Origin of the sequence: Bradyrhizobium sp. AUGA SZCCT0160 (assembly GCF_018130105.1) — a bacterium.
Lineage (GTDB): Bacteria > Pseudomonadota > Alphaproteobacteria > Rhizobiales > Xanthobacteraceae > Bradyrhizobium.
This window is the reverse complement of sequence record NZ_JAFCMD010000003.1, coordinates 294,840-309,815: the sequence shown is the minus strand read 5'-3', so window position 1 is coordinate 309,815 and position 14,976 is coordinate 294,840. Positions and strand designations below refer to the sequence as shown.

The following is a 14,976-nucleotide window of genomic DNA, read 5'->3' as shown; positions in this document are numbered from 1 at the left end:
CCCGCCCAGCCCTCTCCCGCAAGCGGGAGAGGGAGCGCAGTCCCTTCGCCGCTGCTACTCGACCTAATTTCATCACGGTTCCAGTGGGAACAACGGCCTGAATGGGCCGTTGTCCCAGCCGACTTGCGGTGAACGCAGCCGCAATCCAGTGGAGGATTCCGATGGAACCGATCCTGGGTTTTGAACCTGTCCTGTTTGTTGTTGTCGTGGTGGCGTTGTTTAGCGGCGGCCACTATTGGGGCCGGCGTCACGGTCACTGGTGACCATCATGATCGATTTTCCGAACCATAGCCGAGCCTATGACCACACCCGGCGCGCGGTGCGATTCTGGGGCTACGACAGCGCGATCGAGGCCTCGTTCTATGTCCACGAGGCGGCGCTGGCGCGCATCCAGCCGGGTACTCCGCTCGATGAATCGGGCTGCCTGAACGCCTTCGACGCCAACCGCGACAGGATCTGCGCCGCCGCCGCCCGGGTTTACGTGCGCGGCAGCCGCGGCTCCTACGATCTCGGCGCGGCGAACTTCTAAAGGCAAGCTTCTAAAAGGAAGGCGCGCCTCAGTCCGCCGGGCACAGCCCCTCTTCGATCGCGGCCGATTGCAACTGGCCGGCGTCGGTGACGCCTGCGGCGGCGGTTGCGAGGATGCGCGACGCCATCTTGACCTTGATCGCCGGCGTGGCGGGCTTGCCCGACGCGCTGTCGACATGGGCCGAGGCCAATTCCAGCACCGATCTCATCATTGAAACCAGTTCCGGATTGAAGTTGTTCGGCGAAATCTTGGTCATGCGCACTCCCGTTGGCGCTCATGTAGCGCGGCAACGTGACTCCAATACGACCCTGGTGTGAAGGATCGCCTTAGAGGTTAAGGACCCGATTTCGCCCAAAAGGGCTACGCCGGGCGCGGCCCGGCTTGCTCTGATTCAATTTTCAAATAGCCCATCTATTGGTCGTCCCGGCCTTGCGCCGGGACCCATACGCCGCGGCGGTCGTTGTTGGCAGAAGGTCTCTGACGCCGGCGCTTTAACCGATGGGCCGCGGCGTATGGGTCCCGGCTCAAAAGGCCGGGACGACGGCGGTGTTTGCCGCGCGCGCCTTGCACCATTATGTAAACGCAGCTTCGCATTCTCGCGACGCATCGCGCCCGAGCTTTGCCAGAAATTTCCGTGCCCTCAAATGAGAGGGCGCAGGGAAGACCGGGTGCGCGCTGCACCCGCGGTCCCGTGTGCAATTGTGCAACAAGAACACGCACACGAGCATACAGGTCCAGCGGAGAGCATCCGGCCTTCCCTGCGCAATGGCTTTACGGCTTACTTCGTGCTCTCCCCGGTGAGACGGCCTCTATTGCCACCGTCGCCCCTCGGAAGCGTTAGCTCCCACGGGACTTGACGCCGTTACGGGCGTCAGGACCACACGACTTCACCGTACGCTTCAGCCGCGACCGTCAATCGCGACCTCAGCGTCCACCGCGACCCGCCCCTCGTTGTGACGATGGCCAACGCCCCTCTTGATAGGACGGGATGCGCAAATTCGTAGAGATGATTTGCCCGACGAGGAAAGCGGAATTTTGCCCGTCGGGTTAATTTGCCGCACTACTGTCTTCATGTCGTCATTGCGGGCCACCGGGTCGCGCGAATGCGCGCCCGATGACAGGCTCCGCGAAGCAATCCACGCCTCGGCCAGGCGCAATATGGATTGCTTCGCTTCGCTCGCAATGACGGGAAGGGAACAGCGCCGAAATTAAGCAGCCATTCCGCGGCCCGTCTTTCGAAACATTAATTTCACCGCCAGCGTCCCGTAATGGCGGGGCTGGTAATCGTGCGGCCGACCAACAAAGCGCGAGGTTTCGCTGTGGGACGTGCGTTGGAATACAATTTTACAACGCTGCGAATTTCCCGAGCCTATGTCAGCTTGGTGTCCCGCCCCGAGGGTGAGGCGATTTCCCTGGCGTGGATCGGCGACTATGAAATTCGCATGCACGCTGCCTCAGTGGCTTGCGCCGCAAGGCAGCCCCTTTTTATCGTCGAGATCTTCGACCATGACGCGCAAATCTTTATCGACAGTCGCGCGTGCCACAGCGTTGCGGAAGGCGCCGTCGCGTTCGACGAATTCCTGCATCTGGCGGAGCCGGTAGCAGGCGGACCGCACGACAAGTAGATCGTCGGATGGGTAGAGCCAACGGGTCCGGCCTTTGGCCGGCCCGATGATAAACTCGGCGAAACCCATCGATGCTTGCACGGGGGAGAGATGATGGGTTTCGCTGCGCTCTACCCATCCTACAAGATTCACTTCACCATGGCGCCGTAGACGATGTCCTGGACTTGCTCGCGATAATATTTGCGCAGCTCGCCGGGTGCGGCGGTTCCGACCACCACGACGAGACGCTCCTTCGGATCGGCGAAAAACTGCGTGCCGTAGGCGCCGTTCCAGCTGAACTCGCCGGGATTGCCGGGGACCGCCGACAGGCCTTCATGGGTGCGCACCGCCACCGACAGGCCGAAGCTGAAACCGCCGCGATGCGGCTCGACGTTTGCCACGTTGTTCTTGATCCCGGGCCCGAGGTGATTGCTGGTCATGTGATGCACCGTCTTCGGGCCGAGCACGCGTTGGCCGTCGAGCTCGCCGCCATTAAGCAGCATCTGCCCGAAGCGGATGTAGTCGCCGACGGTCGCAAACGCGCAGGCGCCGCCGCAATCGGACTTGGTCGGCGTGTCCAGCAGTTTGATGGACTGCGGCTTGCCCGTGAGCGGGTCATTGGGGAACGGACGGGCGAGACGCTCGCGCTGCGCCTCCGCGGGGCGGAACGTGGCGTCCTTCATGCCGAGCGGCTTCCAGACATTCGCCGCCAGATATTCGCCGAGCCGCTGCTCGCTGACTTTCTCGACCACCGCGCCCAGCACGTCGATCGAGAAGCCATATTCGAATGCCGTCGCCGGCTGATGCGCAAGCGGCAGCTTCGTGATGCGGTCGATGAAGGCCGGGGTATCGCCTTCGATGGCCGGCGCGGTGCCGTCGGGATAGAGGCGCGCGACCAGGCTCGAACTGTCCGGCCGGCCGCCATACATCAGGCCGGAGGTGTGGCGATAGAGGTCGTGAATGGTGATCGGCCGCGCCTGCGGCTCCATCTTGATCGTGCCATCGGCCTGCGGCACGCCCACCTTCATCTCGGCAAACGCCGGATAATATTGCGAGAGACTGGCCTGCAGCGGCAGACGGCCCTGCTCCATCAGCGTCAATCCTGCAACCGCCGCCATCGGCTTGGTCATGGACGCCAACGCGAAGATGGCATCGAGCGGCATCGGCGTGCCTTTTGCGGGATCGAGCTGGCCATAGGCCTTGTAGTGGACGAGCTTGCCATCGCGCGCGATGGCGACCACGGCGCCGGGCACGCGTTTTGCGAGCATCTCGCGCGCGAAGAATCATCCAGCCGGGCGAGCCCGGCTTGCGAGAATCCCGCCTCGTCCGGCTTTGCCTCCGGCAATGGCGCGGCACTGGCCGCGTTAAGGGCGATCCCGGCAACCACGGCCGCGGCGATGAGCGTTTTCATGAAATCCTCCCGACGACGGATCCATCCCGGGCGATTGCGTCGCCATTTCGGTGTCCGCCGGTTATAAGTTTAAGTCGCGCCTCCCGGAGCGGCAAGACGCACGGGTGAGCAGCGGGTATGCGCCGGCAATGTTGGCTGGCGATCGGGCGTGGAAACATTCATGATCAGGAACGGGCTCTATTCGCTATCCGCCAAATCCCGCGACGGCGTGGCCGATGACGTCGGCGGCGTCCTGATCCTGCGCGACGGCGAGATCCACGGCGGCGACGCCTACGTCTACTACACCGGCAACTACGAATGCTCTGGCGGAAGCTGGAAAGGCAAGATGACCAGTAACGAACATACCCCGACAGACCGACCGATGGTGGCCCGCGTCCAATACATCGGATTTTTCGGCACGTATAACGACGCCGGCGCCAAGGTCGATGCGATGGCCCTCGTTGGCGAGCAGGGCATTCGGTATGATGCGGTGTTAAGGTTGCTGGTGGCGGGGTGAGTTTGAAATTCAGGAACAGCGTAACCGTAGAGCTTGTAGGGCGGATTGGAGCCGAAGGCGTAATCCGCCGTTCTTTGCCAACGACGAGCAAGCATAGCCGCTCGCCGACGCGAATGACCCGAAGCCGACTTGCAACCATTTCGGATGGGCTGGCTATTCCCGGTTACAATTTTATGTAGACTGCCTCGAGCGATATTGAGGCGCAAGAGATGGCATTCTTCAAAGCACTTTTCCACCGACCTCTGACGTACAATGAGCTGCTGAAAGACGCCGACAACATTATTACATCGCCGCCGTTGCCCGCTGATTGGAAGCGCCTCGCAGCGGGTTGGTGGGCAGGAACGGAATCAGCTTGCTCGATTATTGGCGGGATTTCTGCAAATCGCAGCTTAAGATGGTTGCAGATGAAGCAACGTGGCAAATGCAAAAGTCACGCCTCCTGAAGCTGATCATGATGGAGCGAGCATGGCGCGCCGCGTATGTCGCCTCGCAAGGTGCTAAGCACGTCGCAGCATGGTCTTTCATGTGCAAAGATGCAGATTGGGCGAAGGACGCGAACGAGAAGAATTTGCACTTGCTGTTGACGCAGCGTTGGCTAATGGCAGTTCTCTCCGACAGTTGCCTGATTACTGTCGGGATGAAGTCCTATAGTCTGGACAAAACGAAAGATACCGAACTGGAACTGCACTACTTGTTGCACAAGGAGGTCAAATCCCTCGATGTTGGCATGATGGAAGCGATACTTGATGCGGTCGACGAGTACAGGGATGACGACGCGCACCTGATTGCGGCATTCAAAGACGATCATCTGGCCCCGCTGATCCGAGAGCAGTACACACTGCTCGCGCAGTTAGAGGATGATGTCGCGAATAGCACGGTCGATATAGCGTGGTTCAGTTCCCAGCTAAACGCGGTCAAGCAGAAGCAAGCCGAACTAGCGGCGCTTGTATCGTCCAATTGACAACAACCGAGCAGAGCTCGAGTAGGGCGGATTGGAGCCGAAGGCGTAATCCGCCGTCCCTGGCCAAACGAAGCACGTTCGATTAGCGTTGAACCGAAGGCGGCGGATTACGCCTTCGGCTTAAATCCGCCCTACACGACCTGTCAGGCCACGGCCTGCCGCTCGCTCTCGGGAAGGACCTGCAGCAACAGTTCGCCGAACGGAACGGGCTTGCTGAAGAGGTATCCCTGGCCCAGGGCAATGCCGAGCGCGCGGATCTTTTCAACTTGTTCGGATGTCTCGACGCCTTCGGCGACGATCGAAAGGTTCAACGTGTTTGCCAGCTGGACGATCGATCCGAGGACGGCAACGGTCTCGGCGCGACCGATCCTGTCGATGAAGGACTTGTCGATCTTGACCTTGTCGAACGGAAAAGCGGTCAGATAGGACAGTGATGAAAAGCCGACGCCGAAATCGTCGAGCGCGATCGAAACGCCAAGCCGCTTCAGGCGTTCGAGCGTCTTGAGATTTTCCTGGCTGTCAGCAAGGAAGACGCTCTCGGTGATCTCGAGCTCCAGCCGCGTCTCGGCAAGTCCGCTGTCGACCAGCGCGACCATGACGGAATCGACGAGACTGCCGCCGGCAAATTGCAGAGCAGACAGGTTGACCGCAACCTTGATGTCGTCCGGCAGCATCACGGCATGGCGACACGCCTTGGCGAGCACCAGATTGCCGAGCTCGCCGATCAGCCCTCCCCGTTCCGCCACCGGAATGAATTCGGCGGGAGGGATCAGGCCCCTGGTCTTGTGGCGCCAGCGCGCCAGCGCCTCGACCGATTTCGCGCGGCCGGTCGAGAGCTCGAATATGGGTTGATAGAACACCTCGATCTCTTCGCGCCAGATCGCCTCGCGAAGCTCGATTTCAAGGATGTCGCGCTGGTCGGCTTCGGCCTTGAGTTCCGGCGAGTAGAGATGGAAGCAATTTCGACCGGCGTTCTTCGACTTGTAGAGCGCAAGATCGGCATTGCGAAGAATTTCATCGATGCGCGTGCCATGCCCGGGCACCACGGCGACACCGATGCTGCATCCGATCACGACCGGGTGGCCGTCTATTTCATAGGGCTCGGCAATGGCCTGGACCAGGCGCGCGGCGAGCGTTGCGGCGGCGTCCTGCAGCGCGGACGGCCCCGGCGCCACGATCAGCGCAAACTCGTCGCCGCCGATCCGGGCCGCCGTATCGACGGTTCGGGCCTGCGCCTTGATCCGGCCGGCGACCTGCTTGAGCAGCGCATCGCCGCAGTGGTGGCCGAGCGCGTCGTTGACGGACTTGAACTTGTCGAGATCCAGCAACAGCACGGCGAACGGCGTCTGGTGCAGAAAATACTTGTCCAGCGCTTCGTCAAGCGACCCCTTGAACAGGTTGCGATTGGCAAGGCCGGTCAGGCTGTCATAGTGCGCCAGCTTCTCGATCCGGTCCTCGGAAGCCTTGCGTTCGGTGATGTCTTCATGCGTCGCAACCCAGCCGCCGCTCTCGCGCCGTCCATAGGATATGTAGATGACGCGCCCGTCCGGAAACTGCACCGTGTTGGAGGTGTGTTCCGATTTGGCGAGCCGGTCCTTGAGGTCGACCAGATAGGCGTCGAGATCGCGCACGGCCTCCTGGTGCGCAAACACCTCGCGGAAATCCATGCCGACCCTGATGTTCTCAGGCGAAAGCCCATAGGCATCGAGCCATTGTCGATTGAACGCAATCAGGCGATCGTCGCCGTCGAACATGCTGAGCCCTTGCGGAAGGTTTCGCAGCGCGTCCTCGAATTTGCTCACGGAGTCGCGCAGTTCGCGCTGCGCCGCATCGAGCGCCTTCTGTCTTCGCCAGTGCAGCGCGGTCGCCGTCAGGATGATGAACGTGAGCAGAAGTGCTCCACCGAGATAGATTTTCTTCCTGGCTTCAGAGCGCGAATAGATCTCCTGCTCCGAAATGCCGGCGGTAAAGATCAGCGGAAAAACCCGCGATCTGCGCGCGGTGATCAACCTGTTGGTCCGGTTCGGGCGACCTTCGCTCCCGCTCCAATTCCAATATTGGCTATAGGAGCGGTCCCGTAACTCGCCTTCAGCGTGGCCGGGATTGCGCTGTCCCAGCACCGCGCCCTGGTCTATTCCCCGCGCGGCGAGCACGATGTAGTCGCTATTTCTGAGAACGAGGGTTCCGCCGACACCGAGCTTTGCGGTTTCGTAGAACCTGCCGACCACGTCCACACTGATCGAGCCGACGACGACGCCCGCCGGACCGTTCCCGTGGTCGAACAGCTTTCTTGCGATCTGGATGGTCCATTTGTTCGACGCCCGCCCGAACACCGGCTTTGCGACATAGATCCGATCTTCGGTCAGCTCCATCACCTTGATGAAGTGCTCCCGGTCCCCGAGATAGAGCGGCGGGCCGGAATAGCCGGTCGTCGTATCGAACAAATAGCCGTTCGGTCCGATCAGCGAGAACTGAACCACGTCGCCGCTCGCCATCTGCGCCTTGCCGGCCCAGAATTTCAGGCTGAAGGTGGCCGGATCCTGTGCGTAAAGCGCACGCACGACCCGCAATGACTGATCCACCCGTTCGAATATCCGCTCGGAATTTTCCTCAAACAGTTCAGCGACACTGTCTCCGTGCGCCCGCGCCTGTTGCAGCGCTTCCGCCCGTTCCGAAGACGTGATCGCGAAGTAGCCGATCCACACCAGCGGCAAGAAGAACAGCGCGATCTGCAGCGGGGCATTTCGCAGGATTGCCTTGGCAGCTTTGCGGACCAATCTGCGGGCGTGAATCACAGCACGCAATCCCGCGCGAGCCGGAAACCCACGGTTGCGCTCTCAGAGCATAGCAACGCCTTCAAATATGACATCGACTATCTTCGCCTGAACCGCCCGCGTTCCGCATGGCCGCGGGCCGGGCACCGCCGGGATCTTGCAATCCTCGAGCGTAGCGTCAGCAGCCTTAAGTTTTGGTGTTCGGGCAGGCTTAATGTTTTGTCAAAACCCCCGTAACATCACGGAGATAGCTGCGATCCGGCGCCCTGGCCCCTGCCCGCGGGTCGAAAGCCGGGGCCGCTGCGTCAGGTTCTCGGGTCATCAAACGGTGCCCAGGGGCGGGATCGAACCATGCGGCTTCGCCCAAGCGGGACAAGCCCCTGCTTGGCAACTCTTTCGGGATGCGGCGTTACTGAGGTTAATGGTGCCCAGGGGCGGGATCGAACCACCGACACTGCGATTTTCAGTCGCATGCTCTACCAACTGAGCTACCTGGGCACTGCTGGGCGAAAACGGCCCGGAGCGGGCGGTTTATAGTGGGGCGAGAGGGCCGTGTCCACCCGCCTTCGCCTTCGGCTACGGCGCGGCAGGCCCGCTTGGGAGTTATCCGCCAAATTGTTGGGGAATAAGCGGTATTTGGTGTCGGGGCATATGGTTCCTGGGCCAGTCGGCGGCGACGAACTCTGGGTGGGGGCTCTCTCCGCGATGCGACTCGTTGAGAGAGCCGCCCTACTCCTCGTCTTCTCCCTCATTCTCTTTGCCGGGGATGACGTAGCGCCCGGACAGCCAGCGGTTCAGGTCGACGTCGCGGCAGCGGGAGGAGCAGAAGGGTAAGGTTTTGGGGTTCTCGGCCGGCTTGCCGCATTCCGGGCACGGCTTGGATGAAGGCTTCGACGGCGCTTCATCTTTGGGCGGGTCAGCTGGCATTCAACCAGCCGAAGCGGATCGGAAAACCTTCGCCGCCGAGCAGCGTGACCGTCTCGTACAGCGGCAGGCCGACGATGTTGGTGTAGGAGCCGACCATCTTGACCACGAACGATCCGGCGATGCCCTGCACCGCATAGCCGCCGGCTTTGCCGCGCCATTCGCCGGAGCCGATATAGGCCTGGATATCGTCCTCGTTGAGCCGCTTGAAGCGCACGCGGGTCTCGATCAGGCGTTGGCGAAAGGCTTCCTTCGGCGTCACCACGCAGATCGCCGTGTAGACACGATGGTTGCGGCCGGACAGCAGCCGCAGGCACTGCGAGGCTTCGTCGACCAGGTTCGCCTTCGGCAGGATGCGGCGGCCGACCGCGACCACGGTGTCGGCAGCGAGGATGAAGGAACCGCGCAGCTCATCATCGAGCTGCACGGATTTCAGCGCGGCATCCGCTTTGGCGCGCGCCAGTCGGTTGGCGCAGGCGCGCGGCAGCTCGCCCCGCTTCGGGGTCTCGTCGACGTCAGCGGGGCGCAACGCGTCGGGCTCGATGCCGGCCTGGTTGAGCAGGCTGAGCCGTCGCGGCGAACCGGAGGCAAGAACGAATTTGGGACGGCCAAGCATGCTGATTTTTGGGAGGCAGAGGAATCGAGGGGACGAATGCGCGCGGAACCTATCGGAAGGGCGTGGTTTTCACAACCGGGTGGCAAGTGGTTGTGGTGGCTTCACTATCTCCGTCGCCCCTGCGAACGCAGGGGCCCATAACCACCGGCCCTCGTGGCTGAAAAGAAAGATGCCACAGCTACCGCCCTAAATCACACCCGCTGCGGCGTATGGGTCCCGGCTCAAGGCCGGGACGACACCGAGGGTGGTTCATCCGCTCGCCGCGCCCACCTTCGAAAACCGCCGGCGGATGCGCAGCGAGAGGCCGTCGCAGACGTCGCGATAGGCTTGCAGCTTCTGCTCGCGGCTGCCTTCGGTGTCGGTCGGGTCCGGCGTCGGCCAGTATTCGACGTCGGCGGCCAGCGTGTGCGTCAGCGCCAGCGCCTTGTGATGCGCCTCGGGCGACAGCGTGATGATGAGGTCGAAATTGAGCCCTTCCCAATCCTCGAGCTCCTCGAACGTCTGCGGCTTGTGGCCGGAAATATCCTGGCCGAGTTCGGCCATCACGGCGACCGCGAACGGATCGAGCTCGCCCTTCTTGACGCCGGCGGATTTCACATAGAGTGCCTGCGGGAACATCTGCTGCAGCAGGCTTTCGGCCATCGGCGAACGCACGCTGTTCAGGCCGCATGCGAACAAGACGGCCTGCGGATTGCGCGCGCGGGGCGGCGCGTCCATGCGCTCAGTCTTCTCTGGTTCGGGGCGCGAGCCTCTCCGAAAGTCGGATCCCGCGCTTTATTTGACGCATGACCTGATCCGAAAACCGCTTCGCACTTTTCGGGGTCATGCGTCCTGCCCCTTCCAGTGCAGTACACAGATCAGCGTGAACAGCCGCCGCGCGGTTTCGAAATCGACGCGCACCTTGCCCTTCAGCCGCTCCTGCAGCGTGCGCGATCCCTCGTCATGGATGCCGCGGCGGCCCATGTCGATGGCCTCGATCTTGTCGGTGGTCGCGGTGCGGATCGCCTGGTAATAGCTGTCGCAGATCATGAAATAATCCTTCACGATCCGCCGGAACGGCGTCAGCGACAGCAGATGCGCCACCACAGGCGTGCCGTCCTCGCGGCGGATGTCAAACATCAGCCGGTTGCCGGTGATGGCAAGGTGCAGGGTGAACGGGCCGCCCTCCGCCCCGTCGGGCGCGAACAGGTTCTGTTCGATCAGGTCGTAGATCGCGATCGCGCGCTCGTGTTCGATGTCAGGCCCGGAACGCCCGATCGACTCCTCGTCCAGCGTCACCGCGACAATGCGATTCTGCGGATCCTCGTCTGCGGGCGGCTTGGTCATGACAGGTTGAGACGCAATCCGATCGAGCGTGAATGGGCATCGAGACCTTCGGCCTTGCCCAGGGTCATCGCGGCGGGTCCCAGCGCGCGCAACTGGTCCGGCCCGCATTTGAGAATCGAGGTGCGCTTCATGAAGTCTAGCACGCCGAGGCCCGACGAGAACCGCGCCGAGCGCGCGGTCGGCAGCACGTGGTTGGAGCCGCCGACATAGTCGCCGATCGCCTCGGGCGTATGCGAGCCCAAAAAGATCGCGCCGGCGTTGCGGACTTTGGCCGACAATGCTTCGGCGTCCGCGGTCATGATCTCGAGATGCTCGGCCGCGATGGCGTTCGCCAGCTCCACGGCGTCGTCGAGCTTTTTCACCATGATGATGGCGCCGAAATCCTGCCACGAGGCGCGGGCGATTTCCGCGCGCGGCAGGGTGACGAGCTGTGCTTCCACCGCCTGCTCGACTTCGGCGGCGAGACGTTCGCTGTCGGTGATCAGGATCGACTGCGCGCTGGCATCGTGTTCGGCCTGCGCCAAAAGATCGGCCGCGATCCAGCCGGCATTGCCGGTGTCGTCGGCGATGACGAGCACCTCGGAGGGGCCGGCGATCATGTCGATGCCGACCTTGCCGAACACCTGCCGCTTGGCGGCGGCGACATAGGCGTTGCCGGGGCCGACGATCTTTGCCACCGGCGCGATCGTGGCGGTGCCGTAGGCGAGCGCGGCCACCGCCTGCGCGCCGCCGACGCGGTAGATTTCCGAGACGCCGCCGAGCTCGGCTGCCGCCAGCACCAGCGGGTTGAGCTTGCCGTCCGGCGACGGCACCACCATCACCACGCGCGGCACCCCGGCCACCGCGGCCGGCACCGCATTCATCAGCACCGAGGACGGATACGCCGCCGTGCCGCCGGGCACATAGAGGCCGACCGCGTCGATCGCGCTCCAGCGCCAGCCGAGCTCGACGCCGAGCGCATCGGTGAAGCGCTCGTCCCTGGGCAGTTGGCGGCGATGGAACATCTCGATCCGGTCGCGCGCGAATTTCAGCGCATCCAGCGTGGCGCTGTCGCAGGCTTTGGTCGCGGCCGCGATCTCATCAGCGGTAACGCGCAGGCCGGAGGCTGCGATGTCCAGCCGGTCGAATTTGCGGGTCGCCTCGAGCAGGGCGGCGTCGCCGCGCGCGGCCACGTCATCGACGATGGCGCGGGTCGCCCGCTCGACATCGGCGGATGCTTCGCGCTTGGCGCCGAGAAAGGCGCCAAAGCGCTGGTCGAAATCGGCGCTGCTTCTGTCCAGGCGAATGGGCATGGTGGCTTTCTGTGGAGGCTTGCGGGCCTATGCTCAATGGCGCGGCGGCCCCATGGTCGTCAACCCTTTGAGTCCGCCATGGCCGGATGGTTCAAAGGGGGCAAGCCCAAAACCCCGTCGTCCCGGCGAAGGCTCAGATGCGCAATTGCGCATCGGGGGACCCATAGCCACCATCGCTTGTTCTTGAAAAGGCTGGAGCCACAGCCCGGTGCAGCAGCAACCAGCTGTAGTTATGGGGCCCGGCCTTCGCCGGGACGACAATGAGGGGCTTTTCAGGCCTCCTGCCCGGACGGCGCGATGCCGATATCGCTGGTGCCGAGGTCGTCAGCGCCGAGGTCGGTCAGCTCGCATTCCAGGCATTCGACGTCCAGCCGCAGCGCTCCGCCATGGCTGAACAGCAGCAAGGCGCTGCCGCCGGGGGCCTCGCCGGGGTGGAATTCGATCCCGACCAGTTCCAGCACGGCGTCCGGCGCATCCAGATCGATATTGCGCGACTTGCAGGCCAGCACCCGGTCGAAGCGCAATGCTGCGATCGTCCGCCGCGGGGTGGTGCCGCCGGACAGCGTCTGCTCCCAGTCGAGCCTGTTCATGCCGACCACCAGGCGTTTTTCATCCTGCCGCCAGACGATGTCGGAGGCCTGCACCCGGGCATCCTGGACATGCGCCGAGATCACCGAAAGATCATCGGAATCGAGCGCGATCAGTTTGAGCTGTTCAGGCAAACCCATGCGCCAACTTTACCTTTAATTTGGGCGTAGCCTAGCCGCAAAAACCGGTTCCCATCCCCGGATCAAGTCCAAGGACATGCTTTTGCGGGATACACGTCAGTCGCTGATGCGCTGGATCGAGGCGCCGCAGGCCGACAGTTTTTCCTCCAGCCGCTCAAACCCGCGGTCGAGATGATAGATCCGGTTGACCATGGTTTCGCCTTCGGCGGCAAGGCCGGCGATCACCAGCGACACCGACGCGCGCAGGTCGGTCGCCATGACCGGCGCGCCGCGTAAGCTCGCGGTGCCGTCGATGGTGGCGGTTTCGCCGTCGAGCGAAATCTTCGCGCCGAACCGCGCCAGCTCCTGCACATGCATGAAGCGGTTTTCGAAAATGGTTTCGGTGATCTGCGAGGAGCCGCCGGCGCAGGCCATCAGCGCCATCAGCTGCGCCTGCAGATCGGTCGGGAAGCCCGGGAACGGCGCGGTCGACACGTTGACCGGCTTGATCCCCGCACCGTTGCGGGAAACTTTTATGCCATCCTTGTTGACGGTGATGACGGCGCCCGCCTCGGTCAACACGTCGAGCGCCGATTGCAGCAGCTCCGGCCGCGCGCCAGCCAGTTGCACCTCGCCGCCGGTCATCGCCACCGCCATCGCATAGGTGCCGGCCTCGATGCGGTCGGGCAGCACGGTATGCCGTGCGCCGTGCAGCTTTTCCACGCCCTCGACCGTGATGCGCGGCGTACCGGCGCCGGTGATGCGCGCGCCCATCTTGTTCAGGCAGTCGGCGACGTCTGATATCTCGGGCTCGCAGGCCGCGTTGTCGATGACGGTCGTGCCTTGGGCCAGCGTCGCCGCCATCAGCGCGACATGGGTGCCGCTGACCGTCACCTTGGGGAAATCGATCGACGCGCCGCGCAGGCCGCCCGGCGCTTTCGCCACCACATAGCCGGCGTCGATGGTGATATCGGCGCCGAGTTTCTCCAGCGCCATGATCAGCAGGTCAACCGGCCGCGTGCCGATCGCGCAGCCGCCCGGCAGCGAGACCTTCGCCTCGTGCATCCGCGCCAGCAGCGGCGCGATCACCCAGAAACTGGCGCGCATCCGCGACACCAGCTCGTAAGGCGCGGTCGTGTCGATGATATCAGCCGCCGAAATATGCAGCGTCTGTCCCTGATATTCGCGGTCGCCGGGCCGCTTGCCCGCGGACATGATATCGACGCCGTGATTACCGAGGATACGCTGCAGCTGCGCGACATCGGCAAGCCGCGGCACGTTGTCGAGAACAAGGGTTTCCTCGGTGAGCAGCCCCGCGATCATCAGCGGCAGCGCGGCATTCTTCGCGCCCGAAATCGCGATGGTGCCGTTGAGCGGGCTTCCGCCGACAATCCGAATGCGGTCCATGCCACCCCCCTTTTGTTATGCAGAACGTATGGGGGCCGCGAAACCCCGATGGCAAAAGCCTTGAAGTTTGCGGCTATTTGATGGGATTGGGCCTTGTCCATTCGCCATCATGCTGGGGTAACACGATCCGTCGTCCCTGCGAACGCATGCGAACGCAGGGACCCTAAACCCCGGTCATCTATTGTTGAAGCGAAGCCGTCGATCAGCGTGCAAAAAACATTGGCGCCGCGGCGTATGGGTCCCGGCGTTCGCCGGGACGACAGTTACACCGCGTTGATATCCTCGCTCTCCAGCACCCGCTTCGGATAGCCATCGCGCGCGACCTTGATCATGGCGCGGCCGAGTTTTTCGCTGGTGGTCATGAATTTAGGCGAGGTGCGGGCCAGATAGGACCACAGCGGCGCGGCGACGACATACATCGCTTGTATCCATGCTGTCTTCGAGCGCACGCCGTGCAACGGCTGGATGCCGGCGGGCCGGAACATGTAAGCAGCCTTGAACGGTAGCTTGAGCAGATCGTTTTCGGTCTTGCCCTTGACCCGCGCCCAACGCAGAGGGCCCTGTTCGGTCGAGTCCGTGCTGCGGCCGGTCACGTAAGTGAACACCATGCCGGGGTTGAGCCGAACCAGCGTCTTCGCCGCGGCCATCGTGACGTCATAGGTCAGATGCCGGTAGCGCTCGGCGTCTATGCCGACGGAGGAAACGCCGAGGCAGAAGAAACAGGCGTCATATCCGGCAAGATCGGATTCGATTGCGGCGTAGTCCGTGAAGTCCTTATGCAAGACTTCGCGAAGCTTGCCGTGCTGCTGCCCGGTCGGCGTGCGCCCGACCACCAGCACGCGCTCGACGCCGGCGTCGAGCAGGCATTCGCGGAGCACGCCCTGCCCGACCAATCCGGTGGCGCCGAACAAAATCACTTTCATCGGGTT

14 protein-coding genes, 1 tRNA gene and 1 pseudogene are annotated in these 14,976 nt (G+C 63.0%); 4 read left to right on the top strand and 12 right to left on the bottom strand.

Annotated features, from left to right (window positions below; all coding sequences use genetic code 11):
• Nucleotides 1-268: 268 nt before the first annotated feature.
• Nucleotides 269-529, top strand: coding sequence for a DUF1488 domain-containing protein (locus JQ558_RS07580; protein WP_212293261.1), 261 nt, complete (start codon nucleotides 269-271; stop codon nucleotides 527-529).
• A gap of 28 nt (nucleotides 530-557) precedes the next feature.
• Here JQ558_RS07580 and JQ558_RS07575 read toward each other — a convergent pair whose 3' ends face one another.
• Nucleotides 558-785 (bottom strand): hypothetical protein, encoded by a 228-nt coding sequence (locus JQ558_RS07575; RefSeq protein WP_212036264.1) that lies wholly within the window; start codon nucleotides 783-785, stop codon nucleotides 558-560.
• A 1,012-nt stretch (nucleotides 786-1,797) separates the two neighbouring features.
• Here JQ558_RS07575 and JQ558_RS07570 point away from each other — a divergent pair.
• The gene (locus tag JQ558_RS07570) at nucleotides 1,798-2,154 is read left to right on the top strand and encodes a hypothetical protein (protein WP_212209878.1); all 357 of its coding nucleotides are present in this window, start codon (nucleotides 1,798-1,800) and stop codon (nucleotides 2,152-2,154) included.
• Between the two features lie 128 nt (nucleotides 2,155-2,282).
• Here the strand turns inward: JQ558_RS07570 and JQ558_RS07565 are convergent.
• Nucleotides 2,283-3,544 (bottom strand): annotated as a pseudogene (locus JQ558_RS07565) (serine hydrolase domain-containing protein).
• 160 nt (nucleotides 3,545-3,704) lie between these two features.
• Here JQ558_RS07565 and JQ558_RS07560 point away from each other — a divergent pair.
• Both JQ558_RS07560 and JQ558_RS07555 read left to right on the top strand, forming a co-directional pair.
• Nucleotides 3,705-4,040, top strand: a complete 336-nt coding sequence (locus JQ558_RS07560; protein ID WP_212276061.1) for a GrlR family regulatory protein — start codon at nucleotides 3,705-3,707, stop codon at nucleotides 4,038-4,040.
• Nucleotides 4,041-4,392: 352 nt separating this feature from the next.
• On the top strand, nucleotides 4,393-5,001 hold the full coding sequence (locus JQ558_RS07555) for a hypothetical protein (RefSeq protein ID WP_212293260.1): 609 nt from the start codon (nucleotides 4,393-4,395) through the stop codon (nucleotides 4,999-5,001).
• Between the two features lie 143 nt (nucleotides 5,002-5,144).
• Here JQ558_RS07555 and JQ558_RS37145 read toward each other — a convergent pair whose 3' ends face one another.
• The 10 genes from JQ558_RS37145 to JQ558_RS07505 all read right to left on the bottom strand — a co-directional run bounded on the left by JQ558_RS37145 (nucleotide 5,145) and on the right by JQ558_RS07505 (nucleotide 14,970).
• Entirely contained in the window at nucleotides 5,145-7,796 is a 2,652-nt protein-coding gene (locus tag JQ558_RS37145) for an EAL domain-containing protein (RefSeq protein ID WP_212293259.1), read from the bottom strand.
• Nucleotides 7,797-8,197: 401 nt separating this feature from the next.
• Nucleotides 8,198-8,273, bottom strand: a tRNA-Phe gene (locus JQ558_RS07545).
• Nucleotides 8,274-8,504: 231 nt separating this feature from the next.
• Nucleotides 8,505-8,702 carry a DNA gyrase inhibitor YacG gene (gene yacG, locus JQ558_RS07540; protein ID WP_212209883.1) on the bottom strand — a complete coding sequence of 66 codons (198 nt, stop codon included), beginning with the start codon at nucleotides 8,700-8,702 and terminating at the stop codon, nucleotides 8,505-8,507.
• Entirely contained in the window at nucleotides 8,692-9,315 is a 624-nt protein-coding gene (locus JQ558_RS07535) for a Maf-like protein (RefSeq protein ID WP_212038174.1), read from the bottom strand. The genes yacG and JQ558_RS07535 overlap by 11 nt, the downstream gene beginning before the upstream one ends.
• A 249-nt stretch (nucleotides 9,316-9,564) precedes the next feature.
• On the bottom strand, nucleotides 9,565-10,032 hold the full coding sequence (locus tag JQ558_RS07530) for a low molecular weight phosphatase family protein (RefSeq protein ID WP_212276058.1): 468 nt from the start codon (nucleotides 10,030-10,032) through the stop codon (nucleotides 9,565-9,567).
• 105 nt (nucleotides 10,033-10,137) lie between these two features.
• Nucleotides 10,138-10,641 (bottom strand): UPF0262 family protein, encoded by a 504-nt coding sequence (locus JQ558_RS07525; RefSeq protein ID WP_212276057.1) that lies wholly within the window; start codon nucleotides 10,639-10,641, stop codon nucleotides 10,138-10,140.
• Nucleotides 10,638-11,933: a histidinol dehydrogenase gene (gene hisD, locus JQ558_RS07520; RefSeq protein ID WP_212293258.1), complete on the bottom strand. Its 1,296-nt coding sequence runs from the start codon at nucleotides 11,931-11,933 to the stop codon at nucleotides 10,638-10,640. The genes JQ558_RS07525 and hisD overlap by 4 nt, the downstream gene beginning before the upstream one ends.
• Nucleotides 11,934-12,205: 272 nt before the next feature.
• Nucleotides 12,206-12,655: a DUF2948 family protein gene (locus JQ558_RS07515; RefSeq protein WP_212276683.1), complete on the bottom strand. Its 450-nt coding sequence runs from the start codon at nucleotides 12,653-12,655 to the stop codon at nucleotides 12,206-12,208.
• 102 nt (nucleotides 12,656-12,757) lie between these two features.
• The gene (gene murA / locus JQ558_RS07510; RefSeq protein WP_212293257.1) at nucleotides 12,758-14,047 is read right to left on the bottom strand and encodes a UDP-N-acetylglucosamine 1-carboxyvinyltransferase; all 1,290 of its coding nucleotides are present in this window, start codon (nucleotides 14,045-14,047) and stop codon (nucleotides 12,758-12,760) included.
• A 263-nt stretch (nucleotides 14,048-14,310) separates the two neighbouring features.
• Nucleotides 14,311-14,970, bottom strand: coding sequence for an epimerase (locus tag JQ558_RS07505; protein WP_212293256.1), 660 nt, complete (start codon nucleotides 14,968-14,970; stop codon nucleotides 14,311-14,313).
• Nucleotides 14,971-14,976 lie beyond the last annotated feature (6 nt).